At 74.4% G+C, this 24,955-nt stretch carries 24 protein-coding genes and 2 tRNA genes; 13 read left to right on the top strand and 13 right to left on the bottom strand.

Annotated features, from left to right (window positions below; translation table 11 throughout):
* Positions 1 to 20: 20 nt before the first annotated feature.
* The 4 genes from ACYVHQ_RS08375 to ACYVHQ_RS08360 form a co-directional block, all read right to left on the bottom strand.
* Positions 21 to 1,004 (bottom strand): NAD-dependent epimerase/dehydratase family protein, encoded by a 984-nt coding sequence (locus ACYVHQ_RS08375; protein WP_460512006.1) that lies wholly within the window; start codon positions 1,002 to 1,004, stop codon positions 21 to 23.
* Positions 1,001 to 3,832, bottom strand: a complete 2,832-nt coding sequence (locus tag ACYVHQ_RS08370) for an alpha/beta fold hydrolase (RefSeq protein WP_460512004.1) — start codon at positions 3,830 to 3,832, stop codon at positions 1,001 to 1,003. The genes ACYVHQ_RS08375 and ACYVHQ_RS08370 overlap by 4 nt, the downstream gene beginning before the upstream one ends.
* Positions 3,829 to 4,851, bottom strand: a complete 1,023-nt coding sequence (locus tag ACYVHQ_RS08365; RefSeq protein ID WP_460512002.1) for a 3-oxoacyl-ACP synthase III — start codon at positions 4,849 to 4,851, stop codon at positions 3,829 to 3,831. Before ACYVHQ_RS08365 ends, ACYVHQ_RS08370 begins: the two co-directional genes overlap by 4 nt.
* Positions 4,852 to 5,012: 161 nt before the next feature.
* Positions 5,013 to 5,294 (bottom strand): hypothetical protein, encoded by a 282-nt coding sequence (locus ACYVHQ_RS08360; RefSeq protein ID WP_460512001.1) that lies wholly within the window; start codon positions 5,292 to 5,294, stop codon positions 5,013 to 5,015.
* Positions 5,295 to 5,408: 114 nt separating this feature from the next.
* On the opposite strand from ACYVHQ_RS08360, the gene ACYVHQ_RS08355 reads away from it, so the two are divergent.
* Positions 5,409 to 5,666 (top strand): hypothetical protein, encoded by a 258-nt coding sequence (locus ACYVHQ_RS08355; RefSeq protein ID WP_460511999.1) that lies wholly within the window; start codon positions 5,409 to 5,411, stop codon positions 5,664 to 5,666.
* Between the two features lie 94 nt (positions 5,667 to 5,760).
* Here ACYVHQ_RS08355 and ACYVHQ_RS08350 read toward each other — a convergent pair whose 3' ends face one another.
* A complete protein-coding gene (locus tag ACYVHQ_RS08350) occupies positions 5,761 to 6,834 on the bottom strand; it encodes an FUSC family protein (protein ID WP_460511997.1) in 1,074 nt (357 codons plus the stop codon).
* Positions 6,835 to 6,936: 102 nt separating this feature from the next.
* On the opposite strand from ACYVHQ_RS08350, the gene ACYVHQ_RS08345 reads away from it, so the two are divergent.
* Both ACYVHQ_RS08345 and ACYVHQ_RS08340 read left to right on the top strand, forming a co-directional pair.
* Positions 6,937 to 7,009, top strand: a tRNA-Thr gene (locus tag ACYVHQ_RS08345).
* An 82-nt stretch (positions 7,010 to 7,091) separates the two neighbouring features.
* On the top strand, positions 7,092 to 7,274 hold the full coding sequence (locus ACYVHQ_RS08340; protein ID WP_460511995.1) for a hypothetical protein: 183 nt from the start codon (positions 7,092 to 7,094) through the stop codon (positions 7,272 to 7,274).
* Positions 7,275 to 7,325: 51 nt separating this feature from the next.
* Here the strand turns inward: ACYVHQ_RS08340 and ACYVHQ_RS08335 are convergent, their stop codons facing one another.
* Both ACYVHQ_RS08335 and msrB read right to left on the bottom strand, forming a co-directional pair.
* On the bottom strand, positions 7,326 to 7,961 hold the full coding sequence (locus ACYVHQ_RS08335) for a nitroreductase family protein (RefSeq protein ID WP_460511993.1): 636 nt from the start codon (positions 7,959 to 7,961) through the stop codon (positions 7,326 to 7,328).
* Positions 7,961 to 8,377 carry a peptide-methionine (R)-S-oxide reductase MsrB gene (msrB, locus tag ACYVHQ_RS08330; protein ID WP_460511991.1) on the bottom strand — a complete coding sequence of 139 codons (417 nt, stop codon included), beginning with the start codon at positions 8,375 to 8,377 and terminating at the stop codon, positions 7,961 to 7,963. The genes ACYVHQ_RS08335 and msrB overlap by 1 nt, the downstream gene beginning before the upstream one ends.
* 86 nt (positions 8,378 to 8,463) lie before the next feature.
* On the opposite strand from msrB, the gene ACYVHQ_RS08325 reads away from it, so the two are divergent.
* The 4 genes from ACYVHQ_RS08325 (at position 8,464) to groL (ending at position 12,313) form a co-directional block, all read left to right on the top strand.
* The gene (locus tag ACYVHQ_RS08325; RefSeq protein WP_460511989.1) at positions 8,464 to 9,459 is read left to right on the top strand and encodes a DUF2332 family protein; all 996 of its coding nucleotides are present in this window, start codon (positions 8,464 to 8,466) and stop codon (positions 9,457 to 9,459) included.
* A gap of 167 nt (positions 9,460 to 9,626) precedes the next feature.
* Complete coding sequence (locus ACYVHQ_RS08320) at positions 9,627 to 9,920, top strand: DUF3263 domain-containing protein (protein WP_460511987.1); 294 nt, start codon at positions 9,627 to 9,629, stop codon at positions 9,918 to 9,920.
* A 49-nt stretch (positions 9,921 to 9,969) separates the two neighbouring features.
* The gene (locus ACYVHQ_RS08315) at positions 9,970 to 10,545 is read left to right on the top strand and encodes a LytR C-terminal domain-containing protein (RefSeq protein ID WP_460511986.1); all 576 of its coding nucleotides are present in this window, start codon (positions 9,970 to 9,972) and stop codon (positions 10,543 to 10,545) included.
* Between the two features lie 148 nt (positions 10,546 to 10,693).
* Positions 10,694 to 12,313 (top strand): chaperonin GroEL, encoded by a 1,620-nt coding sequence (gene groL, locus ACYVHQ_RS08310; RefSeq protein ID WP_460511984.1) that lies wholly within the window; start codon positions 10,694 to 10,696, stop codon positions 12,311 to 12,313.
* Positions 12,314 to 13,060: 747 nt separating this feature from the next.
* Here the strand turns inward: groL and ACYVHQ_RS08305 are convergent.
* The 5 genes from ACYVHQ_RS08305 to ACYVHQ_RS08285 form a co-directional block, all read right to left on the bottom strand.
* Positions 13,061 to 14,764 (bottom strand): sensor histidine kinase, encoded by a 1,704-nt coding sequence (locus ACYVHQ_RS08305; protein WP_460511982.1) that lies wholly within the window; start codon positions 14,762 to 14,764, stop codon positions 13,061 to 13,063.
* Positions 14,765 to 14,841: 77 nt separating this feature from the next.
* Complete coding sequence (locus ACYVHQ_RS08300; protein ID WP_460511980.1) at positions 14,842 to 15,534, bottom strand: response regulator transcription factor; 693 nt, start codon at positions 15,532 to 15,534, stop codon at positions 14,842 to 14,844.
* 51 nt (positions 15,535 to 15,585) lie between these two features.
* The gene (locus ACYVHQ_RS08295; protein ID WP_460511978.1) at positions 15,586 to 17,220 is read right to left on the bottom strand and encodes a DNA repair helicase XPB; all 1,635 of its coding nucleotides are present in this window, start codon (positions 17,218 to 17,220) and stop codon (positions 15,586 to 15,588) included.
* 132 nt (positions 17,221 to 17,352) lie between these two features.
* On the bottom strand, positions 17,353 to 19,227 hold the full coding sequence (locus ACYVHQ_RS08290) for a helicase-associated domain-containing protein (RefSeq protein ID WP_460511977.1): 1,875 nt from the start codon (positions 19,225 to 19,227) through the stop codon (positions 17,353 to 17,355).
* A 19-nt stretch (positions 19,228 to 19,246) separates the two neighbouring features.
* Positions 19,247 to 19,558, bottom strand: coding sequence for a hypothetical protein (locus ACYVHQ_RS08285; RefSeq protein ID WP_460511975.1), 312 nt, complete (start codon positions 19,556 to 19,558; stop codon positions 19,247 to 19,249).
* A 73-nt stretch (positions 19,559 to 19,631) separates the two neighbouring features.
* Between ACYVHQ_RS08285 and ACYVHQ_RS08280 the strand changes: the two genes are divergently transcribed.
* Both ACYVHQ_RS08280 and ACYVHQ_RS08275 read left to right on the top strand, forming a co-directional pair.
* The gene (locus tag ACYVHQ_RS08280; protein ID WP_460511973.1) at positions 19,632 to 20,006 is read left to right on the top strand and encodes a cold-shock protein; all 375 of its coding nucleotides are present in this window, start codon (positions 19,632 to 19,634) and stop codon (positions 20,004 to 20,006) included.
* The gene (locus ACYVHQ_RS08275; protein WP_460511971.1) at positions 19,999 to 20,598 is read left to right on the top strand and encodes a DUF3027 domain-containing protein; all 600 of its coding nucleotides are present in this window, start codon (positions 19,999 to 20,001) and stop codon (positions 20,596 to 20,598) included. Before ACYVHQ_RS08280 ends, ACYVHQ_RS08275 begins: the two co-directional genes overlap by 8 nt.
* A 79-nt stretch (positions 20,599 to 20,677) precedes the next feature.
* Here ACYVHQ_RS08275 and serC read toward each other — a convergent pair whose 3' ends face one another.
* On the bottom strand, positions 20,678 to 21,796 hold the full coding sequence (serC, locus tag ACYVHQ_RS08270; protein ID WP_460511970.1) for a phosphoserine transaminase: 1,119 nt from the start codon (positions 21,794 to 21,796) through the stop codon (positions 20,678 to 20,680).
* A gap of 86 nt (positions 21,797 to 21,882) precedes the next feature.
* Here serC and ACYVHQ_RS08265 point away from each other — a divergent pair, with 86 nt between their 5' ends.
* From ACYVHQ_RS08265 to ACYVHQ_RS08250, 4 genes are all read left to right on the top strand, one after another.
* Complete coding sequence (locus ACYVHQ_RS08265) at positions 21,883 to 22,575, top strand: metal-dependent transcriptional regulator (protein WP_460511968.1); 693 nt, start codon at positions 21,883 to 21,885, stop codon at positions 22,573 to 22,575.
* A 292-nt stretch (positions 22,576 to 22,867) separates the two neighbouring features.
* Positions 22,868 to 23,779 (top strand): C40 family peptidase, encoded by a 912-nt coding sequence (locus ACYVHQ_RS08260; RefSeq protein WP_460511966.1) that lies wholly within the window; start codon positions 22,868 to 22,870, stop codon positions 23,777 to 23,779.
* A 418-nt stretch (positions 23,780 to 24,197) separates the two neighbouring features.
* A complete protein-coding gene (locus tag ACYVHQ_RS08255; protein ID WP_460511964.1) occupies positions 24,198 to 24,692 on the top strand; it encodes an HNH endonuclease in 495 nt (164 codons plus the stop codon).
* 38 nt (positions 24,693 to 24,730) lie between these two features.
* Positions 24,731 to 24,802: transfer RNA gene (locus ACYVHQ_RS08250), tRNA-Arg, on the top strand.
* The last annotated feature ends 153 nt before the right edge of the window (positions 24,803 to 24,955 follow it).

The raw sequence follows: 24,955 nt of genomic DNA, 5'->3' as shown, positions 1-24,955 counted from the left end.
GCCGCCGGGGCGCGCCGGGCTCAGCCCCGCGCGCCTCCGGCCGCGTACCACGCGGCCAACCGGCGCAGCCCCTCGTCGACGCTGACCGTCGGCGTCCACTCGAGGTCGCGCTGCGTGCGGCGCTGGTCGAACCAGTGCGCGGTGGACAGCTGCTCGGCGAGGAACCTCGTCATGGGCGGCTCGTCCTCGCCGGGGCGCAACCGCCAGACGGTCTCGACCAGCGAGCCGGCGACGCGGGCGACGGCGGACGGGACGCGCAGGCGGGGCGCGGGCGCGCCTCCTGCCCGCGCGATGCCGGCCATCAGGTCGGCGACCGGGCGGGGCTCGGCGTTCGTCAGCACGTAGGCGTTCCCGTGCACGACGTCGACGCGGTCGAGCGCGGCGGCGATGCCCGAGGCCGCGTTGTCGACGTAGAGGGAGTCGACGAGCACCGTGCCGTGGTCGAGCAGCGGCAGGCGCCCGGCCGCGGCCCGCGCCACGATGCGCTCGACGAGCTGGGTGTCGCCGGGTCCCCACACGAGGTGGGGGCGCACCGCCACCACGCGCAGCGCTGCGGAGTCGGCCGCGAGCGACGCCCGCTCGGCCAGGGCCTTGGTGCGGGCGTAGTCGCCCCGCGCGTGCTCCGGGTCGGCGGGCAGGGCGTCGTCGCCCACGATCGAGGAGCCCGCGTGCGCCACCGACGGCGACGACACGTGCACCAGGCGCGGCACGCCCGCGGCGCGCATCGCGTCGACCAGCGTCGCGGTGCCGCCCACGTTCACGCGCTCGAAATCGGCCGCGTCGCCCGTCAGCGAGACCTTCGCGGCCAGGTGCACCACGGCCTCCTGCCCGGCGACGGCGGCCTCGACCGCCGCCCGGTCGGTCACGGTGCCGAGGGCGTCGACGACGCCCGGCACGCCCGAGGGACGCCGCTGGAACGTCGTCACCGTGTGGCCCGCGTCGCGCACGGCCGCGGCGACGGCCCCGCCGAGCAGGCCGCTGGCCCCCGTGACGAGCACCTTCACGGGCGCACCCGGCCCCCGAACGGCCCGCGCCGGTCGGGTCGGGTCATCCGACCGCCGGCGAGCACGGAGCCCGCCCACGCCGAGAGTCCGCCGCGGTCGATCTTGGAGTTGTGGCGCACGTCCGTCGGCAGCCCCGGCACGACCAGCACGGCCGCGACCGGCACCTGCGCCGCCGCGCGCACGGCGTCGGCGAGCTCGCGGGGAGCCAGCCCCGGTCGGCGGGTGGGCGGCACGGTCTCGGCCACGACCACGACCTGCTGCGTGCCGGCCGGTCCGATGCCGACCACGGCGGCGCGGGCGACGCCCGCGACGGACTCGACGCGCTGCTCGGGCCCCACGGGCGTCAGGACGCCCCGCGGGGTCGTCAGCACGTGCGGCAGGCGACCCTCGATCCAGAGGCGGCCGTCGGCGTCGAGGTGGCCCACGTCGCCCGTGCGGTGCCAGCGGTCGGCGAGGCCCGCGTCGCCCTCGTCGGCGACGCGACGGCTCGCGCGGTCCGTGAGCCAGAGGCGGTCGTAGCGGTGCTCGACGTGCGGCGCCGAGACCACGACCTCGCCCGTCACCCCGGTCTCGTCGGAGAGGGGGCCGGAGGCCCGCCCCGCCTCGTCGAGGGCGGCGATCCGCACGAGCACGCCCGGCCCCGGCACGCCCACGCAGACCCCTGCGTCGGCTCCGGCCGCGGCCGCGCGCACGCCCTCGAGCGTCACGTCGGTCATGAGCAGGCCCTCGGTCATGCCGTAGGGGGTGTGCGGCACGGCGCCGGGCATGAGGTCGCCCGCCGCGGCCAACAGCCGCTCGGACACCGGGGCGCCGGCCGAGAGGAAGGTCTTCACCGCCGCCAGCGCACGACGATCGGCGTCGTCGAGCGCGTCGCTCGTCGCCACGACGTTCGTCAGGGCCGCGGGGGAGAGGAACACCACCGTCGCGTCCACGGCGGCCGCCGAGGCGGCGACGGCTCGCGCCGTGAGCGTGCGGGGCGCCGTGACGTCCATGTCGGGGGTGACGCTCGTCGCACCCAGTGCCGGGCCCAGCAGGGCGAACGGCGCGAAGCCCGCCACGAGCCCCGTGCCCACTCCGACGCCGTACTGCTCGGCCAGCGCGTCGCGCAGCGCCGAGAGCTGGCGGTGCAGGTACACGACGCCCTTGGCCGGGCCGGTCGAGCCCGAGGTGAAGAGGATCGCCGCGACGTCGTCGGGTGACGGCACGGGCAGGGGCTCGGCACCCGCGTCGAGGGCGTGACGGCCCAGGGCGACCACGTCGGCGAGCGAGGCCTCGACGCCGAGCGTGCGGGCGAGGGGAGCGGGCAGGCGCGTGGTCGAGATCTTGCGGCCCGGCCAACCGAGCGCGCGCGCCGCCGAGAGCCCGGGCAGGGCCCCGACGACGTGGTCGGGCCAGGCTCCGCGGACGGCGCGGGTCAGCCCCGCCAGCCCGAGGCCCGCGTCCGCGACGACCACGACGGCACCGAGCCGCACGCAGGCGTAGAGCACGGCCGTGAGGTCGGCGCCGGGCTGCACCAGCAGCGACACCCGGTCGCCCGGGCGCACGCCCGAGGCGTGCAGGCCCTGCACCAGCTCGTCCACCCGGCGGGCCAGGAGGCGCCACGACACGCGACGAGGACCTCCACCCGACGAGGGCGCCATCTCCACGAGCGCCGTGCCGTCGCTGTCGCGCAGCTCGTCGAGGCGCGCCCAGAGCGGCGGGCGCGCGGCGGCGGGCGGCGCGGGGGCGTCGTCGACGCCGGCGGCGGGAGCGGTCGTGCGCGCCTCCTGCGCCAGGGCTCGGGCGGCACCGGCACCGGCACCGGTGCGCGGCGCGCCGAGCAGCGCCTCGGCGTGGTCGTCGAGCCAGGTGAGCAGGGCGCCCGAGACGTCGCGGTCCTCGGCGACGAGGTGGCCCGCGCCCTCGAAGCGGTGCACGTCGGCGTGCGGCAGGCGCTCGACCAGGTCGTCGAGGTACCGGTCGCCGAAGATCGGGTCGCGCGGGCCCCAGAGGAAGAGGGCGGGCACGTCGAGGTCGCGGAGCCCGGACGAGAGGCGCTCGAGCTCGGGCGTGCTCGGGTGCGCGGCGTCGACGGGGATGTCGGCGACGAAGCCGCCGATGCCTCCCCGGCGCTCGGGCGTGCCGTAGGGGGCGCGGTACGCGCGGCGCACCTCGGGCGGGAGCGCCGGGTGCCCGAGGGCCAGCGTGACGTCGAGGAACCCCGTCGTCGACACCGTCGCCCGGCCGAGCACGCCCCGGGCGAGCGTGAGGCGCAGCGGCCAGGGGATCGGCTCGCCCTCGGGCTGGTGCACCGCCGTGTTGAGCAGGGTGAGGCCCGCGAGCAGCTCGGGGTGGTCGATGGCCCAGCCCGACGAGACGACGCCGCCCCAGTCGTGGCCCAGGGTGACGACGGGCCCGGCGAGTTCGAGGTGCTCGGTGAGGTCGCCCAGGTCGGCGACGCGGCGCGGGAGCGTCCGCGCGACGCCCGTGCGCTCTGAGAAGCCCATGTCGAGCTGGTCGACGGCGACCACGCGCCACGCGGCCCCGCCGGCGAGGGCGGTCTCGGTCGCCCTCGCGGCGACGTGCCGCCAGAGGTACGACCAGGTGGGGTTGCCGTGCACGCAGAGGACCGTGCCGACGGGCTCGACGCCCGCCGCCTCGAGCACGGCGCCCGTGTCGAGCAGATGCCAGGTGCGCCGGTCGACGCCCGGTTCGGAGGTCGGCGCCTCGACCAGCCGGGACCAGCGCGGGTCGAGCCCGGGCAGGCCGGCGGGCGGCAGCGTGGCCGGGGCGGTGGTGCCGGCCGCTCGGGGCAGGCGGGGAGCGTCGGTCACGGTGCCGGCACTCACCAGGCGAGCTCCATCATGGCCGTGTTGATGCCCGAGCCGACACCGCAGAGCAGGACGCGGTCGCCCTTGGCGAGCTTGGGCTGCTCTTCAGCCAGCGTGATGGGGATCGACGCCGGGCCCACGTTGCCCAGCCGCGGATAGGTCAGCGGCACGCGCTTCCGGTCGATGCCGGCGGCCTTGACGAAGGCGTTCGTGTGCACGTCGCTGACCTGGTGCATGACGTAACGGTCCATGCGCTCCCAGTTCCAGTCGCTCCGGGCTTCCGTCCAGGCCTGCACGACCAGCTCCATGCCGCGCTTGAGCAGGGCCTTGGCGTCGGTGAACATGCCGTCGACGCTGCCCACGCAGAGGTCGTAGTTCTCGGTCGCGGCACGCGTGACGCCGCCGACGATGCGGTGCCCCTCGGGGTGGCGGTCGGCGCGACCGAGGACGGCCGCCGCGGCGCCCGATCCCAGCGTGAGGCTGGCGAACTCGCTCATGAAGTCGTCCCGGTCGAAGCCCTCGGTGAGCAGTCGTTCGACGGTGTTGACCTGCACGTCGTCGGCGTCCTCGCCGTCGATGATGAGGGCGTAGTCGATCTGGCCGGCGTCGATGAGCTGCGCGGCGAGGGTCATGCCGTTGACGAAGCCGAGGCACGCGTTGGCGATGTCGAAGTTCGTCGCCGACGACGGCAGGCCCAGCCCGTGGTGCAGCCGCACGGCGACCGACGGCTCGAGGTGCGGCCGCGTCACCGAGGTGTTGATGAGCAGGCCGATCTGGTCGGGACGCACGCCGGCCTCGGCGAGGGCGCGGCGGCCCGCGTCGACGGCGGCCTCGTGGAAGGACTCGCCCTCGCCCCAGTTGCGGCGCTCGAGCACGCCCGCGACGCGCTCGAGGAGGCCGCCGGGCAGGCGGAGGCGCTTCAGCACGGGGCGGAGGCGCTCCTCGATGCTGGCGGACGTGGTCACCCGGTCGGGGAGGGTGCTGGTCACGGAGAGCAGTGCCACGTTGTCGTGCCGGGTGGTCGAGTTTCCGCTCAACGGGACTCCCTATCGAGTTGTGCCGGGGTGCGTGCGAGGTCGGGGGCGCACGCGAGGGGCACGGAGGCCCCTTGTGACGTACCGCACGAGTGTACGCCGCCTCCCTGGACCGTCCCCGGGATCGGGGCACAGTCGCATGCCGCGTCGGGCATGCGTCCCGGTCAGGCCCGTGGGTCGCGGGGCAGGCGCGCGATGGCCCGCCGACCGTCACGGGACCACCAGGCCAGGTCGGCGACGCCCCAGACGACCGCGCCGAGGGCGACGAGCACGACCACGACCGTGACGGGCGTGACCGTGCCGTCGGCGAGGACCAGGCTCGCGACGATGCTCGCCAGGACCACGAGCGCGGAGGCGATCGCGAGGAGCGGCAGCAGCAGGCCGCCGCGCGGGGTGAGCAGCCAACGGGGGAGGTCGGGATCGGTGATCTGGCCGCGTCGCGCCACGGTGCCCTCCTCCTCGCGCCCGGGTGGCGCACCGCGACAGGCTACCGGGCGCGCCCTCCGAGGCCGCGGCCGCGGGCCTCCTGGGGTCCGCCCGCGGCGGGTAGCCTCGTCATCATGTCCGAGCTCCGTCGCCCCTGGTACGTCGTCACGCGGACGGGCTCCGTGCTGTGGCCCTCGCTCGAGATCGCGGTGGGCCTCGTCGCCCTCGTCGTGCAGCTGCTCGTCGCGCTGCGGGGCGGTTCCGACGACGCGCAGGGCGTCTTCGCCTGGATCGTCGCCCCGCTGCTCGTCGCGCAGGGCGTCGCCTCCCTCGTCTGGTGGTCCCGCGAGGACCGGCGACGACGCGCACGGGAGCAGGGCACCGCGCCCTGAGTCGCGGCCCGGCCCCTCCTGCGGTCGCCCCGTCGCTCCCGTCGCCCGGTCCGGTCGCCGGGGAGACCGGTCGCCGTCGACGGCAGGAGGCTCGTCAGGCCCCGGTGCCCCGCGGCGCCGTCCGCAGGCGGTGCGTCACGAGCAGCAGCACCACGACGACGCCCACGCCGATGGCCGTGTCGGCCGCCCGGTCGAGCACGAGCGACGGGATGTCGACCGGGCCCGTGAGCGCGCCCATGCCGAGCGCCATGGGCGTGATGAACAGCAGCGTCAGCCCGTAGTGGCGCATGACGGCCAGCTCGGCCCCGAACTGGAGCACGCCGAAGGCGACGATGAGCCCGACCGGCGGCAGGTCGAGCGCGAGCAGGCCCGCGGCGAGCGCGACCCCGAGCAGGGTGCCGACCAGCCGGTGCGCGGCCCGCGTGAGTTGCAGGGAGGTGCGCCGCCCGACGACGGGCACGACCGCCGAGACCATCGCCCAGTAGGGGTGCTCGAGCCCGGCGGCGGTGCTGAGGCCCGCGGCGGTCACGGCGGCGACGAGGCAGATGCCCGCGTGCAGGGCGACGAGGCGCGCGTCGACGGGACCCGACGGGCGTCGCCGGCCCCGGGCCTCCTGACCGGCGACCGCCCGACGGGCACCGGGCAGCAGGAGCCCGGCCGCGCCGACCCCGAGGGCCAGGGCCAGGCTCGCCGTCGCGACCAGCGCGGCCACCCCGATCGTCGCCGGGACGGCCGGGACGGCGGCGCAGACCCCGGTCGCGAAGACGGGGAAGAGCGGCCCGGGCGGGCTCCACCGGCGCAGGTCGGCGACGGCACTGGCGGCCGCGGCGACCCCGCCCAGGGTCAGCGTGGTGACGAGCAGGGGCGCCTGCAGGGCCGAGAGGGCCGTGCCGAGGACGACGCACGCGACCAGGAGCCCGCCCGCCTCGAGCTGCATCCCCGCCCGCTGGCCGCGCGCGAGGCCGCGGCCGAACGCCGCCGCGAAGCCGCCGAACACGGCGTAGGGCACCCAGGCCAGGTGGCCCGTCGCGGCCAGCAGGGCCATCGGCACGACGATCGCGACCGCCACCCGGGCGGCGGGCAGGTGCGCCCGGTCGTGCGGGCCGACCCGCAGGAGGTCGCGGGGGCGGGGCAGGACCGGCTCGGCCCGGTCGGGGCGTGGGTCCACGGGGTCCTCCAGGTGGCGTGCGTCGCGCTCACCGTCGAACCGGGCACCGTGGGCCGGTGCCGTGCCCCAGGGTACGCCGGACGGTAGGATGGCCGGGCACCCGCCGGCTTGGCGCAATTGGTAGCGCATCCGACTTGTAATCGGAAGGTTACGGGTTCGAGTCCCGTAGCCGGCTCTGTCCGGCTGACGGCACCGTCCGGCCGGCGACGCAGGTCGGCACCCGGTGCCGACCCGCACGACCCACGTCAGGAGTCCCGTTGTCCACGATCCTCACCGCCCTCGGCTCGCTCGCCCTGCTCCTCGTGAGCATCGCGCTGTTCGGCTACTCGTTCGGCCAGGACGAGCCCAACGCGCTCGTCTTCGTCGCCGGCATCGTCCTCATGACCCTGTCGTTCGCCGTGCCGATCCACGCCCTGGGCAAGAGCAGCCGCTCCTGGTGACCACGGGCCGGTGAGCCCGGCCCGGTGAGCGCGGCCCGGTGAGCGCGCGGCTCAGGCCGACGCGCCGCCCGGGCGGTCGTCGGACGTCGCCGCCGCTGCTGCGGCGTCGTCGTGCGTCGGCCGGGGCCTGAGCGCCGCGGGCAGCGGTGCCACGAAGCGCTCTGGGTCGACCAGCCGTCGCGGCTTCACGTCGCGCTGCTCGGCGTCGCCCACGTAGAGCCAGCCCAGCAGTGCCTCGTGCTCGCCGAGCCCGTGCGCCGCGTGCACCTCAGGGGCCCGGGTCGAGCCCCCTGTGCGCCACATGACGCCCCAGCCGGCCTCGTCGAGCAGCAGCGACAGCAGGTGCGCGACGCCCGAGGCGACGCTCTCCTGCTCCCAGGTCGGCACCTTCCGGCTCTCGCGCGGCGACGAGACGACGGCCAGCAGCAGCGGGGCGCGCAGGGACTTCCGCTCGAGCTTCGCGACGGCGCCCGCGTCGTCGGCACGGCCCTCGGCGGCGGCCAGCGACCGGCCGACGACGAGCCGGTCGTCACCGCGCAGCTCGACGATCCGCCAGGGCTGCAACCCCGAGTGGTCGGCGACCGTGGCGGCCGCCTGGACCAGCTCGAGCAGCTCGGCGCGGTCCGGCGCCGACGGGCCCACCTTCGACCGTGACCGGCGACGGCGCGCGGCGTCGGCCGCCGTCATCAGTCCTGCGCCTCGAAGTTCAGCGACAGCGAGTTCATGCAGTAGCGGTCGCCGGTCGGGGTGCCGAACCCGTCGGGGAACACGTGGCCCAGGTGCGACCCGCACGTGGCGCAGCGCACCTCGGTGCGGACCATGCCGAGGGAGGTGTCCTCGATGAGCTCGACGGCGTCGGGTCGCACCGACTCGTAGAAGCTCGGCCAGCCGCAGTTGCTGTCGAACTTGGTGCCGCTCTGGAACAGCTCCGCGTGGCACGCGGCACAGGTGTAGAGGCCGGAGCGGCTCTCGTCGAGCAGCTCGCCCGTCCAGGGGCGCTCGGTGCCCGCCTGGCGCAGGACGGCGTACTCCTCGGGGCTGAGCTCCTCGCGCCACTGCTCGTCGGACTTCTGCACGTCGTAGGTCTTCTGCTCGTCAGCCACGGTTGCTCCTTCGTTCGGGGACACCTCATCCAACACGACGCCGCCCTCCGGGATTCCCGGGCGACGGCCCGTGACAGACTCCCCGCGTGACGACAGCCGACCGGTTCTCCGCCTACGCCGACGCCGCCGACCGCGACGGCACGCCCGAGCAGGCGGCCCTGGCCCGCGGGATCGCCGGCGACCCCGAGCTGGTCGCCGTCGTCGACCGCGCGCAGGAGTCCCGCCGTCAGCCCGTCCTCGTCCTCGCCGTGGCCCGGTGGCTGGGCCTGCCGCGCGGACCCTGGTCGGTCGTCCGTCCCTGGCTGCTCGACCACGCCGACCTGCTCGTGGCCGAGCTCGGTCGGCGCCTCACGCAGACGAACGACGTGCGCCGCTGCGGACCCCTGTCGTTCGGCCTCGCGCGCGTGCCCGGCCCGGTGTCGCTGCTCGAGGTGGGCGCCTCGGCCGGCCTGGCGCTGGTGCTCGACCGGTACGGCTACCGCGCGGGCGGCTCGGCGTGGGGCGACCCGGCGTCGCCGGTGCAGCTCGACCTCGAGCTGAGCGGCCCCGGCGCTCCTGGTGACGGCGCGCGCGGGGGTGCGGCGAGCGCTGCTGGGTCCCTCCGGCTGCCGGAGGTGGTCCGCCGGACCGGCGTGGACCTGGCCCCCGTCGACCCCACCTCCGACGACGAGGTGCGCTGGCTCGACGCCCTTCTGCCCGCCGAGGCCGCCGGGCGGCGGGACCTGCTGGCGCGGGCCGTGCGCGTGGCGCGGGGCGCGCCTCCTGCGCTCGTCGCCGGGGACGCGGTCGCGGCGCTCGACGACCAGCGCCTCACGACGCCCGCGCCGGGCTCGACGCTCGTGGTGGTGACCACCGGCGTGCTGGTCTACCTGCCGGGGGAGCGGCGCCAGGCGTTCACGGAGGCCGTCACCGGGCTCGACGCCCGCTGGCTGTCGTACGAGCGGACGGGCTCGCTGCACGCCGTGCCCGTCCCCGAGGGCGTCGACCCGGCCGACCCCGCCGCGTTCGCCACGCTGGCGCTCGACGGGGTGCCCCTGGCCGTGGGCGACGCGCACGGGACGCGGTTGCGCCTCCTGCCCTGACCGGGCGGGCGCCCGTGCCCCGGCCACCCCGTCCGGGGCCTTCCCGCCCCGGGCCCCGGCGGCGCGTCGACGGACGCGCCCGGCACCTCCAGGGACGGCCCGGACCGCGGCCCTAGGCTGTCCGCGACCACGGCGCGCGCGGCGCCGGGCTGAGGAGGACGTGGATCGTGCGAGGCGGTGGACGACCGGCACGGCTGACGCGCGCGGCCGAGCTCACCGACCACGAGCGGGCCCTGCTCGACTTCGAGGCCACCGCCCCCAGCTCGCCCGGTGCCCGCGAGGCCGCCGTCCGGCGCGAGCTCGGCCTCGGCGTGACGCAGTACCAGCAGCAGCTCAACGCGCTCGTCGACCGGCCCGCCGCCCTCGCCCACGACCCCGTGCTCGTGGGGCGGCTCCTGCGCCTCCGCGACGCCCGCCGCGAGGCCCGGGCCTCGCGCACCTTCGGGCCCACGGCCCGCTGACCCCACCGACCCCGCGACCCCGCCACCCACCGACGAGAGCCCCGCCGCCATGCCCCAGTTCGACCGTGACCGCTTCGACGACGTGCCGCGCGACCAGACCCGCATCGGCTCCCACCGCGCCGTGCCGCGCCCCGGCCGTCGCTGGATCGCCTTCGCCTGGGCGGCCCTCGCCACCGGCCTCCTCGTCGGGGCCGGCGTCGTCTGGCTCGCGGTCGCGAACCAGAGCTTCCAGTTCACGAACCCGCTGACCTCCGAGTCGTCCGCCCCCGGGGCCGGCACCACGGACGAGGCCGAGCCCGAGGCCGAGGCGACGCCCACCCCGACCGCCGTCGATCCGTCGAGCGTCGACCCGACGGTCACCACCCTCACCGTGCTCAACGCGACCGACACGGCCGGGCTCGCGGCCGGTGCCGCCGACACGCTCAGCGAGGCCGGCTGGACCGTCGGCAGCCAGGGCAACGCCAACGACACGGCGCCGACGTCGATCGTCTACTACGGCTCCGACGACGACGAGGGCGTCGCCCTGGGCGTCGCGCAGGCGCTCGGCATCACCGCCACCCAGCAGACCGACGCGTTCCCCGGCGCCGCGGTGACGGTCGTGCTCGGCGAGGACCAGGCCGGCTGACGGGCCGACGCGGGGCCGGTCCGCCGCGCCGCGCCTCCTGCCGTCTTGCACTCGCCCAGCACGAGTGCCAGAATCGTCCCTGGCACTCGCCGTGCGCGAGTGCCAGGTACCCACCAGTGCTTGACGTCCGGGAGGGACGAGAACACACATGTCGAAGATCATTGCTTTTGACGAAGAGGCCCGCCGTGGCCTGGAGCGTGGCCTGAACATCCTGGCCGACGCCGTGAAGGTCACGCTCGGCCCGCGTGGTCGCAACGTCGTGCTCGAGAAGAAGTGGGGCGCCCCCACCATCACGAACGACGGTGTCTCCATCGCCAAGGAGATCGAGCTCGAGGACCCCTTCGAGAAGATCGGCGCCGAGCTCGTCAAGGAGGTCGCCAAGAAGACCGACGACGTCGCCGGCGACGGCACCACCACCGCCACCGTGCTCGCCCAGGCGCTGGTCCGCGAGGGCCTCCGCAACGTGGCCGCCGGTGCGGACCCGATCTCGCTCAAGCGCGGCATCGAGAAGGCCGTCGAGGCCGTCTCCGCCGCCCTGCTCGAGAACGCGAAGGAGATCGAGACCAAGGACGAGATCGCCGCCACCGCGTCGATCTCCGCCGCCGACCCGACCATCGGCGCGCTCATCGCCGAGGCCATCGACAAGGTCGGCAAGGAGGGCGTCGTCACCGTCGAGGAGTCGAACACCTTCGGCACCGAGCTCGAGCTCACCGAGGGCATGCGCTTCGACAAGGGCTACCTGTCGCAGTACTTCGTCACGGACCCGGAGCGCCAGGAGGCCGTCTTCGAGGACGCCTACATCCTGATCGTCAACTCGAAGATCTCGAACATCAAGGACCTCCTGCCGATCGTCGACAAGGTGATCCAGTCGGGCAAGCAGCTCCTGATCATCGCCGAGGACGTCGACGGCGAGGCCCTGGCCACGCTCGTCGTGAACAAGATCCGCGGCATCTTCAAGTCGGTCGCCGTCAAGGCCCCCGGCTTCGGCGACCGTCGCAAGGCGCAGCTCCAGGACATCGCGATCCTCACCGGCGGTCAGGTCATCGCCGAGGAGGTCGGCCTCAAGCTCGAGAACGCCACGCTCGACCTGCTCGGCCGTGCCCGCAAGGTCATCATCACCAAGGACGAGACGACCATCGTCGAGGGTGCGGGCGACGAGGAGCAGATCGCCGGCCGCGTGCGCCAGATCCGCGCCGAGATCGAGGCGACCGACAGCGACTACGACCGTGAGAAGCTGCAGGAGCGCCTCGCCAAGCTGGCCGGCGGCGTCGCCGTCATCCGTGCCGGTGCGGCCACCGAGGTGGAGCTCAAGGAGCGCAAGCACCGCATCGAGGACGCCGTCCGCAACGCGAAGGCCGCCGTCGAGGAGGGCATCGTCGCCGGTGGTGGCGTCGCCCTCATCCAGGCCGGCAAGACCGCCCTCGAGGCGCTCGAGCTGACCGGTGACGAGGCCACGGGCGCGAACATCGTGCGCGTCGCCATCGACGCCCCGCTCAAGCAGATCGCCTTCAACGCGGGCATGGAGCCCGGCGTCGTCGTCGACAAGGTGCGCAACCTCGCGGTGGGCCACGGCCTCAACGCCGCGACCGGCGAGTACGTCGACATGCTCGCCGCGGGCATCATCGACCCTGCCAAGGTGACCCGCTCGGCGCTGCAGAACGCCGCGTCGATCGCCGGCCTCTTCCTCACGACCGAGGCCGTCGTCGCCGACAAGCCCGAGAAGAACCCGGCCCCGGCCGGCGACCCCACGGGTGGCATGGACTTCTAGTCCGACCAGAACGACCACGAGGGCGGCTCTCCTGCGGGAGGGCCGCCCTTCGTCGTGCCCGGGGGCTGAGCTCGGGCGAGGGGTGTGGGTGAGGGCGTGGGTGGCGGGGCGCGCGGGTCGTGAGAGATGGCGCTCGTGCCTCGTCCGCGGCGGAAAAGGCGACCGTTCGGCGCCCGGAGCAGCTGTGCGGGCCTCCTGCGCGGCGCGTCGCGTGCGAGTTGTCGCGTTCAGCGACGGGGGAGGGCGGAGCAGCCGGTGCTGGCCAGCGTCCCCGAGTAACCCTGGACGTCCGCTCCCTCCGCGCTCGCCCTCGTGCGGTCGTGCGGTCGTGCGGTCGTGCGGAAAAGGCGACCGTTCGGGGCCCGCAGCAGCTGTGCGGGCCTCCTGCGCGGCGGGTCGCGCGCGACCTGTCGCCTTGTGCGACGAGGGGCGGTGCAGAGGAGCACGGACGGCCGCAGGAGGGTGTGGGCGGCGCGGTGGACGCAGGAGGCGCGGGTCAGGAGGCGCGGCACGCACGGCGGCGCGGTGGACGCAGGAGGCGCGGGTCAGGAGGCGCGCGTCAGGCGGACGCAGGAGGCGCGGCACGCACGGCGGCGCGGCGGGCTCAGGAGGCGCGGCACGCACGGCGGCGCGGCGGGCTCAGGAGACGCGGCACGCACGGCGGTGCGGGGCACGCAGGAGGCGCGCCAGGCCCAGCAGGCGCGGCAGGCCCCCCAGGAGGCTCGGGTCGGGCCCGGGAGGCCCGGGTCAGGCGGAGGGGGTGGCGCCCGGAGCAGGGGCGGCCGGCACGTCGCCCTCCCAGAGCGGCAGCGCGACACGGAAGGTCGCACCGCCACCCGGGGTGTCGAGCACGTCGACGTTGCCCTGGTGCGCCTGGACGATGCCGGAGACGATGGCCAGGCCCAGGCCGCTGCCGCCCGTGTCGCGGGTGCGGGACGAGTCCGCGCGCCAGAAGCGCTGGAAGATCTTCTCGCGGATCTGCGGGGGGATGCCCTCGCCGTGGTCGACGATGTCGATCGTCGCGACGCCCGTGGCGGGGTGGGCCTGCACGACCAGTTCGATGGGACCGTCGGACTCGGTGAAGCGCATGGCGTTGCCCATGAGGTTCGTGATGACCTGGCGGAGCTTGTTCTCCTCGCCGGTCACGACGGCGGGCCACTCGGTGCGCTGTCCGCCCCCCGTGGCGACGCCGTCGGCCTGCGCCTCGTCGGCGGTCCGGCCGGCGCGCGTGCGGCGACTGCGGAGCCGCGCGAGCGTGGCGCCGGCGAACGACATGGGCCCGGTGGCCGCTTGCCCTCCCGGCTGCGGGGCGGAGGGCTGCTCGTCGTCGTCGCCCGGGGCGTCGCCCTCGCCGTCAGCGGCGGCGTCGAGCACGGGCTCGAGCACGAGCACCTGGATCTCGCGGTCCGGGTTCGAGGCCATCGTGTCGAGCGCGGAGTCCCGGGCGAGGGCGACGAGGTCGACGGGACCGAGCTCGAGCGGCTTGGACTCGTCGAGACGGGCGAGGGCCAGGAGGTCCTGCACGAGCAGGCCCATGCGGATCGCCTCCTTCTCGATGCGGTCCATCGCCTGGGCGACGTCCTCGTCCTTCGTGAGGGCACCCATCCGGTAGAGCTCGGCATAGCCGCGCAGCGAGACGAGCGGGGTGCGCAGCTCGTGGCTGGCGTCGCCCACGAACCGGCGCATCTGGTCGATGGTGCGCGCGCGGTCGTCGAAGGCGCTGTCGATGCGGCTCAGCATGCTGTTGAGCGAGCGGTTGAGTCGGCCGACCTCGGTGTCGGGGTTGGTCGAGTCGAGGCGTTGGCTGAAGTCGCCGTCGGCGAACCGTGCGGCGGTGGCCTCGACGTCGCGGAGCGGGGCGAACGTCGAGGTGACCAGGAGGCGCGTGAGGGCGGCCCCGAGCACGACGACCGACAGGCCGAAGCCGAGGAAGATGCCGCTGAACCGGCCGATCGTGGCGTTCGTGGGCGCCAGGTTCGTGCCCGTGACGATCGTCGCCGGGAAGGAGTCCTGCGTCGACTTCACGGTGAGCTGGGTGTCGAGGGCGTAGAGGCGCCACTGCTGCGTGTGCTCCTCGTTCCACCGGTCGAACGAGGGCGACTCGGCGGTCCCGGGGTCGAAGTCGCGCAGGTCGGGGGTCGAACCGGGCGTCAGCGAGGCGCTGTTGTCGCAGAGCTGCTCGCCCTCCTCGTCGAGCACGGCGACGTAGCTGCTCGTGCCCAGCCGGCCGAAGGTGGCCGTGCAGACGGTGTCCGACTGCTGGACGGTCGAGATGTTCTGCGCCGCGTTCTTCAGGTCGGTGTCGACCTGCAGCAGCAGGTACGTGCTCAGCACGGTCATGGTCCCGAGGCCCGCGACGAAGAGGCCGAGCGTGACGAGGGTGACGGTGATCGCCGTGACCTTGGTGCGGATGGAGATCTCGTTCCACCACCGGGAGAGGCTGGCGTGCATTCCCCGTACGCTACTTCACCCGGCTGGGTGCGGCGAGGCCCCGGGACGGTGCTCGTCCCGGGCCTCGTGAGCACCGGTCAGGCCTTGGCGGCCTTCAGCATGTAGCCGAAGCCGCGCTTGGTCTGGATGATCGGCTCGCTGGAGAACTGGTCCAGCTTGCGGCGCAGGTACGAGATGTAGCTCTCGACGATGCCGGCGTCGCCGTTGAAGTCGTACTCCCACACGTGGTCGAGGATCTGCGCCTTCGACAGCACGCGGTTCGGGTTGAGCATGAGGTAGCGCAGCAGCTTGAACTCGGTCGGGCTGAGCTCGATGGCGGTGTCGCCGATGGTCACCTCGTGGGTGTCCTGGTCCATGGTGAGCTCACCGGCGCGGATGACGGCGTCCTCGTCCTCGTTCATGGTGCGGCGGAGGATCGCCTTGATGCGCGCCACGATCTCGTCGAGGCTGAACGGCTTGGTGACGTAGTCGTCGCCGCCGACGGTGAGGCCCGTGATCTTGTCCTCGGTGTCGTCCTTCGCGGTGAGGAACAGGATCGGCGAGGTGTAGCCCGACGAGCGGAGGCGCTTCGTGACGCCGAAGCCGTTCATGTCGGGCAGCATGACGTCGAGGATGATGAGGTCGGGCTCCTCCTCGAGGACCGCCGAGATGGCCTGTGCGCCGTTGCCGACGGCCCGCACGGCGAAGCCGGCGAAGCGGAGGCTCGTGGTGAGCAGGTCGCGGATGTTGGGCTCGTCGTCGACGATCAGGATCTTGGGGCCGTCACTCATGTCCCTAGTGTCTGCGCGCCGCCTCGGTGTTCCCTGGGAGCCGAGCGGGCGTCAGCCGACGGCCACCGGGGAGTCGAGGATCGTGTACGAGTAGCCCTGCTCGGCGAGGAACCGCTGGCGGTTCTGCGCGAAGTCCTGGTCGACCGTGTCGCGGCTGACGAGCGTGTAGAACGAGGCCGGCAGGCCGCTCTTCTTGGGCCGCAGGAGCCGCCCGAGGCGCTGCGCCTCCTCCTGCCGCGAACCGTACGAGCCGCTCACCTGGATCGCGACCGTCGCCTCGGGCAGGTCGACCGAGAAGTTGGCGACCTTGGAGACGACGAGCACCTTCACCTCGCCCTCGCGGAAGGCCTGGTAGAGGTGCTCACGCTCGTCCACCGGGGTGGCGCCCGTGAGCTGCGGTGCGTCGAGCGTGGCCGAGAGCTCCTCGAGCTGGTCGAGGTACTGCCCGATGACGAGGATCTGCTCGCCCTCGTGCCGCGCCACCAGGTGCTTCACCACGTCGAGCTTGACGGGGGCGGTCGCGGCGAGGCGGTAGCGCTCGTCGTCGGGGGCGGCCGCGTACTCGAGGCGATCGTCCTGGGGCAGGTCGACCCGGACCTCGTAGCAGGTGGCGGGGGAGATGTAGCCCTGGGCCTCGATCTCCTTCCACGGGGCGTCGAACCGCTTGGGCCCGATGAGGCTGAAGACGTCGCCCTCGCGGCCGTCCTCGCGCACGAGCGTCGCGGTGAGGCCGAGGCGGCGCCGGGCCTGCAACTCGGCGGTGAGCTTGAACACGGGGGCGGGCAGGAGGTGCACCTCGTCGTAGACGACGAGGCCCCAGTCGAGCGCGTCGAGCAGCGACAGGTGCGCGTACTTGCCGCCGCGGCGGGACGTGAGGATCTGGTACGTCGCGATGGTGACCGGCTTGACCTCCTTGACGGAGCCCGAGTACTCGCCGATCTCGTCCTCGGTCAGGCTCGTGCGGCGCAGCAGCTCGTCGCGCCACTGGCGGGCCGAGACGGTGTTCGTGACGAGGATCAGCGTCGTGGTGCCGGCCTTCGCCATGGCGCCCGCGCCGACGAGCGTCTTGCCCGCGCCGCAGGGCAGCACGACGACGCCCGAGCCGGCCGCGAAGAACTCGTCGACCGCGCGCTGCTGGTAGTCGCGGAGCGACCAGTCGGCCTCGTCGAGGTCGATGGCGTGCGGGGTGCCGGGGGTGTAGCCGGCGTGGTCCTCGGCGGGCCAGCCCAGCTTGACGAGCTGCTGCTTGACCTCTCCGCGTGCCCAGGGCTGGAGCTCCCACAGGTCGTCGGCGAGCTTCACGCCGAGCAGCTCGCCGACCTTCTTGGCCCGCGTCACCTCGCGCAGCACGCTCGTGTCGGTGCCGCGCAGCAGCAGCTGGTCGCCGTCGCGCTCGATGACGATGCGGCCGTAGCGGCCGACCGTCTCGGCGATGTCGACGCTCACGCTCTGCGGCACCGGGAACTTGCCGAACCGCTCGAGGGTGTCGAGCATCTCGTCGGCGGTGTGGCCGGCGGCCCGGGCGTTCCAGAGCCCGAGGCGGGTGATGCGGTAGGTGTGCACGTGCTCGGGGGCACGCTCGAGCTCGGCGAAGACCGAGAGCGCGTGCCGGGCGTCCTCGGCCTGGGGGTGCGAGACCTCGAGCAGGACGGTGCGATCGCTCTGCACGATGAGGGGTCCGGTCATGAGGGGAGAGCCTAGCCGCGGCGGCCGGGGACGGGCCGTGCCGGGCGGCGGCGGACGTCGCGGACCGGCCCGTGCCTCCTGCCCCGTGCCGGGCCGGGCGGCGGCGGACCGGGCGACCCGTGCCTCCTGCGCTCAGCCGCCCGTGACGGAGGTGATGCTCGCGAGGGGGAGGGTCCGTTCGACGTCCTGCTTGGCGTCGCGGCCGCGCACGCGCCCGCCGCCGATGCCGGTCGGGTCGAGCGACAGCGTCCGCGTCGATCCGTCGGGCATGGCGACCGTCACCGTGACGGTCAGCCGACCGCGGACCGCGGCCTCGAGCTGGCGGGCGATCCAGGCGCGGTCGGTGCTCTCGTCGACGTCGCCGGAGCCCTGCCGGAGGCGCGCGACCAGCTCGACCTCGGGGTCGCGCCGCTCGGTCGCCGGCTGGCGGACGGGACCGCGTCGGACGGGCGGGGGCAGCTCGGCGTCGTCGGCGTCGACGAGGACCACGGGGTACCGCTCGTCGTGCAGGGCACGGAAGACGGTCGCGGGCTCGGCCCGGCTGCCGAGCCCGAGCGCGTCGCGACGCTCGAGCGAGAGCGCGGCCAGGGCCTGGTCGACCTCGAGGGCGTCGGCGCTCGGCACGTCGCGCGCGGTGACCCGGGCGATGTCGCCGTCGGCGTCGTCGCCGGGGGCGGCGGACACGCGGAAGCGCCCGTGCCGTTCGGCGGACTGCTGCAGCAGGTAGCTGAGCGGCTGCGGCACGCCCGTCGACGACAGGCCCTCGAGGAAGGCCAGGAGCCCGTCGGCGGTCTCGCCCTGCGACAGGGCCCGCTGCACCTTCTCTTCGGTGATGCGGAACGTCGCGGCCAGGCCCGTGCTCTCCGCCTCGGCCACGGTGCGCAGGCGCGCCTCGAGGTCGGGGCGCAGGGGCCCGGGTGCCACGACCGTGAGGTCGTGCTGCAGGTAGACGGACTCGATCGGCTCGGGCAGGAGGCGCGCCACGCGCTCACGGGCCGCGTCCGGCCCGTCGCGCAGCAGGGCCACGGCCGCCGAGGTGGGCACGTCGTCGTCGCTGAGGCCGAGCACGTGGGCCGCCTCGGCGAACGCGGCGAGGCGCTCGTCGATCCAGGGGCCGCCCGCGGGGTAGGCCCAGTGCGCGAACTCGCGGAGGGGGTCGCCCCACGAGGTCTCGACGCGCTGGTGCAGCACCGCGAGCACCTCGGCCGGCAGCGACGACAGCCAGGCGGAGGCGAGCACCTGCCAGCGGTCCGGCCAGGCGGCCTCGAGCCAGTCCGTGGCAGCCGGCGTCGGTGCCCAGCCTGCCGGCGTGAGTCCGACCAGCCCGGCCCGCACGACGATGCGCAGCAGTGCGGGGACGTCGTCGACGTCGAGGCGCGCGGCCTCGGCCAACCGGCGCCGCTCGGGCAGCGAGAGGCCGCCCTTGGCGAGCTCCCGGGCGGGCGAGGCCTCGACGGCGCGCAGCAGCTCGGCGCCCTGGACGACGATCTCGGCGAGCCGCTCGGCGGCCCGGGCGTCGACGGCCTCGCGGTCGTGGTCGGTCACCGTCTCGAGCACGAGGGGCGGACGGCCGGCGGCGAGGGCGTCGGCGGCGAGGCCCGGCTCGTCGTCGAGGCGGTCGCCCACGGCGTCGAGCGTGCTGACGGTGCCCTCGGGCACCGCCACGACGAGCAGGCGGAGCTCGAGCTCGCGCACGGCGCCGGCGACGGCGGCCTCGTCGGGGGCAGGAGGCGCGCCCGCGTCGTCGCCGGTCGGTGCGTCGGCGAGGCGGCCGACCAGGGCCGGCACGTCGCCGGGCGTGCGAGCCGCGTGCAGGACGCGGAGCGCCGTGCGGTCGAGGCGGGTGAGGGCGTCGCGGACGCTGGGGCCCTCGAGCAGGGCGTCGGCCAGGTCGAACGCGTCGCGCACGGTGGTCGAGCGCAGCTGGCGGTGGCGGAGCCGTGCGACGAGCTCGTCGTCGGGCAGGGCGCGGAGGACGCCCGCGAGGTCGAGGGAGGAGGAGGACATCAGCGTCGACCCGTCGCGATCAGCGTGAGGTGCCACCCGGGGCGGTCTCACCCGGCAGCGAGCTGCCGCGGGTCGTGCGCGAGCGGCGCACCGCGCTGGCCACGACGTAGCCGATGATCATCAGCATCGCGAGGGGGAGGCCGAGCAGCGGCAGGACCGAGACGACCGGCCAGGCGCCCGCCGTCCAGTCGTCGACGCCGCTCACCTGCCCGACCATGCGGGCCACGAAGGCGGCGATCGAGAGGAGCACGATCGCGGCGATCATGGAGACGAGCACGCGTTCAGTACGATGGGGTCTCGTCTGCGCGCTCTGGTCGCTGTCCTGTGCCATGGGTCCAGGGTAGTCGTGAGCGACCAGACGCGCTGATCCGTCCCAGGATCGCCCCAGTCCCCGAGGAGTCCCCATGCCCACCGGCAAGGTCAAGTTCTACGACGACGAGAAGGGCTTCGGCTTCATCAGCAGTGATGACGGCACCGAGGTCTTCCTGCACGCGTCCGCCGTGCCCGCCGGCGCGGTCGTCAAGGCCGGCACGCGCCTCGAGTACGGCATCGCCGACGGCAAGCGCGGAGCCCAGGCGCTCTCGGTGCGCGTGCTCGAGCAGGCGCCCAGCCTCGCGAAGATGCACCGTCGCAACGCCGAGGACATGGCGGTCATCGTCGAGGACCTCGTGAAGGTGCTCGACCAGGCCGGCGGCGACCTGCGTCGCGGCCGCTACCCCCAGAACGGCGCGCGCATCGCCGTGCTGCTGCGCACCGTCGCGGAGCAGTTCGATGCCTGAGTCGAGCCCCTACGCCGAGCTGGCCCGCCGGGCCCTCGCCGAGGTCACGCCCGCCGAGACCATCGGGGCCGAGGTCGACCAGGTCGACGAGGTCGACGGCGTCGTCTCCGTGCGCTTCGCCACGACGATGCCCGGTTACCCCGGGTGGCTCTGGACCGTCAGCATCGCCCACGTCGAGGGTGCCGAGCCGACCGTGCTCGAGGCTGAGCTGCTGCCCGGTGAGGGCGCGCTGCTCGCGACCGAGTGGGTCCCGTGGGCGGATCGCCTGGCCGACCTGCAGGCGAAGGAGGGCGAGTCGGACGACGAGGACGACGACTCCGACGACGAGGACGAGGACGAGGACGAGGACGACTCGGACGACTCCGACGACGACGACGACGAGGACTCGGACGACGACTCTGACGACGACGACTCGGACGACGACGACGACGACTCGGACGACGACGACGACGACTCGGACGACGACGAGACGGACGACGCCTTCGACGGCGTCGACGTCGAGCAGGCGGTCGACGCCGACGGGTCGGTCGACGCCGACGGGCGCGGCACGGAGGGCGAGCGTCCGCAGCGCCGCCGTCGCCGGCGCCGCTGACCGCGGCCACCCGCACGACGAGGGCCCCCGACCTGCACCAGGTCGGGGGCCCTCGTCGTCGCCCGGACGGCGTGCCGCGTCAGGAGGCCAGCGCGCCGACCACGTGGTCGATCGCGCGGACGAGCTGCCGCACGTCGTCGGGCTCGATGGCCGTGAAGGTCGCGACCCGCAGCTGGTTGCGGCCGAGCTTGCGGTAGGGCTCGGTGTCGACGATGCCGTTGGCCCGCAGCACCTTCGCCACCGCGGCGGCGTCGACCTCGTCCGCGAAGTCGATCGTCGCCACGACCTGCGAGCGGTGCTCGGGGTCGACGACGAAGGGCGTCGCGTAGGTGCTGGCGGTGGCCCAGTCGTACAGCAGTGCCGAGGACTCCTTCGTGCGGGCGTCGGCCCAGGCGAGGCCGCCCTGCTCGCGGATCCAGCTGGTCTGGTCCTCGAGCAGCAGGAGGGTCGTGAGGGCGGGGGTGTTCAGCGTCTGGTCGAGGCGCGAGTTGTCGATCGCGTTCTTGAGGCTGAGGAACTCGGGCTGGTACCGGCCGGAGGCGGCGATCCGCTCGACGCGCTCGATCGCGGCGGGCGAGAAGAACGCGAGCCAGAGGCCGCCGTCCGAGGCGAAGTTCTTCTGCGGTGCGAAGTAGTAGACGTCGGCCTGCGAGGCGTCGACGGCGACGCCGCCCGCGGCGCTCGTGGCGTCGACGACCGTGAGCGCGCCCGGGTCGCCCTGGACGCGACGGACCGGCGCCATGACGCCGGTCGAGGTCTCGTTGTGCGGCCAGGCGTAGACGTCGACGCCCTCGACGACCTCGACGGCGCTGCGCGAGCCGGCGGGCGCCGTCACGACGTGCGGCGCCTCGAGCCAGGGCGTGGCCACGGCCGACGCGAACTTCGAGCCGAACTCCCCGAAGGAGAGGTTCTCGGCGCGACGCTCGACGAGTCCGAACGCCGCGGCGTCCCAGAAGGCGGTCGAGCCGCCGTTGCCGAGCACGATCTCGTAGCCCTCGGGCAGGTCGAAGAGGTCGGCCAGGCCCTCGCGGACGCGGCCGACGAGCTGCTTGACGGGAGCCTGCCGGTGGGACGTGCCGAGGACGCTCGCACCGGCGGTCACGAGGTGCTCTAGCTGGGCGCCGCGGATCTTCGACGGCCCGCAGCCGAAGCGTCCGTCGACGGGCAGCAGGTCAGTGGGGATCGTGATGTCCGACATGGGTCGATCCTAGTGACGCCGCCCCGGCGGCCCGGAGCGGGCCGGTAGGCTGGGGCCCGCACCTGAGTCCACCCGGGAGGCCCTCGTTGACCGATCTCGTCGACACCACTGAGATGTACCTGCGCACGATCCTCGACCTCGAGGAGGAGGCGATCGTGCCGCTGCGTGCCCGCATCTCCGAGCGCCTCGGTCACTCCGGGCCCACGGTCTCGCAGACCATCGCCCGCATGGAGCGCGACGGCCTCGTCGTCGTCTCGGGCGACCGCCACCTCGAGCTCACCGAGGAGGGGCGCAGCAAGGCCACGCACGTCATGCGCAAGCACCGGCTCGCCGAGCGGCTGCTCGCCGACGTCATCGGCCTCGAGTGGGCCTACGTGCACGACGAGGCCTGCCGCTGGGAGCACGTCATGAGCGAGCAGGTCGAACGACGCCTGCTCGAGATGCTCGACCACCCCACCGAGTCGCCCTACGGCAACCCGATCCCCGGGCTCGACGAGCTCGGCGACTCGCCGGCAGGGCGGTTCCTCGACGGCGTCGTGTCGCTGCCGGCGGCGCTCGCCGCCTCGCCCGACGGCGTCACGGCCGTCGTGCGACGCCTCGCCGAGCCCGTCCAGTTCGAGCCCGAGCTGCTCCAGCAGCTCTTCGACGCCGGGGTCACCCCTGGGGGGTCCGTGCGGCTCAGCTCGGCGGGGACCTACGTCTTCGTGCAGGTCGAGGGCCGCGAGGAGGGCCTCGAGCTGCCGGTGGAGGTCGCGGCGCACATCTACGTCGCGGCCTGAGTCGTGAGGCGAGCGGGGCGCCCGCTCCTCCGGGCCTCCTGACCCTCCCCGTGCCGCGCCTCGCAGTGCTCTCGGAGGGCCCTCACAGGAGTTACGCAATTGTGACGAAAGTCCTCCTGCAGGCTGATTTCCTGCAGGGTCTCGGGTACAGTTCCAGAGTCCCGCGGCCGAGAAGCCGGGTGCGGGATCCGTGGCAGGACGTCTCGTGCACCCGTCTCCTGCCGCTCATCACGCGACTGACGACACGGATGGGGCAGCTTCCCTAGGGCTGGCGAGACGCAGGAGACCTCTCTTGACCCGTACCCCTGACGAGGGCGCCATGGTGCGCTCCGCAGCCCCGATCGTTCCCGTGCCGACCGAGACCGGAGCCCCGAAGCCCGCCCTCGACCGCGCCCTGCCGACCCGTTCCTCGCTGCGCCTCGCCGCCGAGCTCGAGGCCGCGCAGCGGTCGAAGGCCACGAAGCGGCCCCTGCGCGGCGTCGCGACCGCGGCCGTCATGACCGTCACGGCGGGCCTGTTCGGCACCCTGGCGCTCCCGGCCTTCGCGTCGACGCCCGGTGAGGGCGACGCGGCCGCGACCACCGCGCTCACGCAGATCCGCACGAGCGAGGCCCAGGACCTCGCGGTCGGCGACGTGACCGGCGCCGACGCCACGCGCGACGGCTACGGTGCCACCTCGCAGGCCACGCTCGACGCGGCCGCCGCCGCCGAGGCACAGCGCGTCGCCGACGAGGAGGCGGCTCGGGCGACCGCCGCCGCCGAGGCGCAGCGCGCGGCGAACGCCGAGCAGTTCTCGAGCTACACCGGCCCCACCGCGAAGGACTACGCCGCCTCGACGACCACGGCGGCACCCGCGCCGGCCGCTGGCGCCCAGTCGTCGGTCTTCGCCACGGCACAGCAGTACATCGGCACCCCCTACGTCTTCGGCGGCGCGACCCCGGCGGGCTTCGACTGCTCCGGCTTCGTCATGTTCGTCATGGCGCAGCACGGCGTCTCGCTGCCCCACTCGGTCACCGGCCAGGACCGCCTCGGCACCCCGATCAGCGCCGCCGAGGCGCGCCCCGGCGACGTCGTCATCTTCAACGACGGCTCGCACAACGGCTTCTACGCCGGCAACGGCCAGATCCTCGACGCGCCGAAGCCCGGCGACTCGGTCCGCCAGCGGGCGATCTGGTCGAGCGCCGTGCACTACGTGCGCTTCTAGGGAGCGCACCGCACCCGAGGTCCTGCCGACGAGGCCCCCGCTCACCAGCGGGGGCCTCGTCGCGTCCCGCGACCCACGCACGAGGCGGGCAGGAGGCGCGGGCGGGGCCGCCCCGCGCCTCCTGCCCGGTGAACGGCGTGTGAAGGAGCTGCACGGCCCTATGCAGGGCGCGGCGCGAGGGTTAGCCTGAGGCCACTCGGAGCACCACCGAGACGAGGAGCGTCAGTGAACGAGTCGAGCGTCGTCCGCACCACGGGCAGGCTCTCGCACGACTTCATACGACACCCCGCAGCACGACCCTGAGCACCGACCACTCCTGTGGCGGTGCTCTTCTCGTCTGCGGACCTCCCCTCCCCGCGGCGCCCCGAGCGCAGCTAGGCCCCCTGGAAGCCGTCCAGGGGCGACCGGAGGGATCCCCGTGCGCACACTCGTCCTCAACGCCGGCTTCGAGCCGCTCGCCGTCGTCTCCGACCGGCGGGCCCTCGTGCTCGTCCTCGCCCAGAAGGCGACCGTCGTCGCCGCCGACCCCGACGACCCGGTCCGCGGCACCGCCGCCGCGTGGGACCGCCCGTCCGTGATCGTCCTCACCCGCTACGTGCGGATCCCGCACACCCGGTCGATCCCCGTGTCGCGCCGGGGCGTGCTGCGCCGCGACGCCCACCGCTGCGCCTACTGCGGCCGTTCGGCGTCGACCATCGACCACGTGCAGCCGCGGTCGCGCGGGGGAGCGGACTCGTGGGAGAACCTCGTCGCCGCGTGCCTGAGGTGCAACAACCTCAAGAGCGACCGCACGCCCGCCGAGATGGGCTGGTCGCTGCGCTGGACCCCCAAGGCGCCGCACGGCATCGGCTGGGTCGTGCGCGGCGTCGAGAGCCCCCTGGCCGACTGGGACCAGTACCTCGAAGCGGCGTAGCGGGCTGACGGGTCGGGTTCGGTAGACTCGGCGCGTCAGCCTCTGTAGCTCAATGGAAGAGCAGTTCCGTCCTAAGGAAAGGGTTGGGGGTTCGAGTCCCTCCAGGGGCACTTCCTCGCTGCGCTCGTCGCCCCCTGCAGGGCCTCGAACCCGCGACGCCCGAGATCGCTGGCGCGATCTCCCCGCCAGGGGCACTTCCTCGCTGCGCTCGTCGCCCCCTGCAGGGCCTCGAACCCGCGACGCCCGAGATCGCTGGCGCGATC

Source organism: Frigoribacterium salinisoli (assembly GCF_054781095.1).
This window is presented reverse-complemented; position numbering and strand designations above follow the sequence as displayed.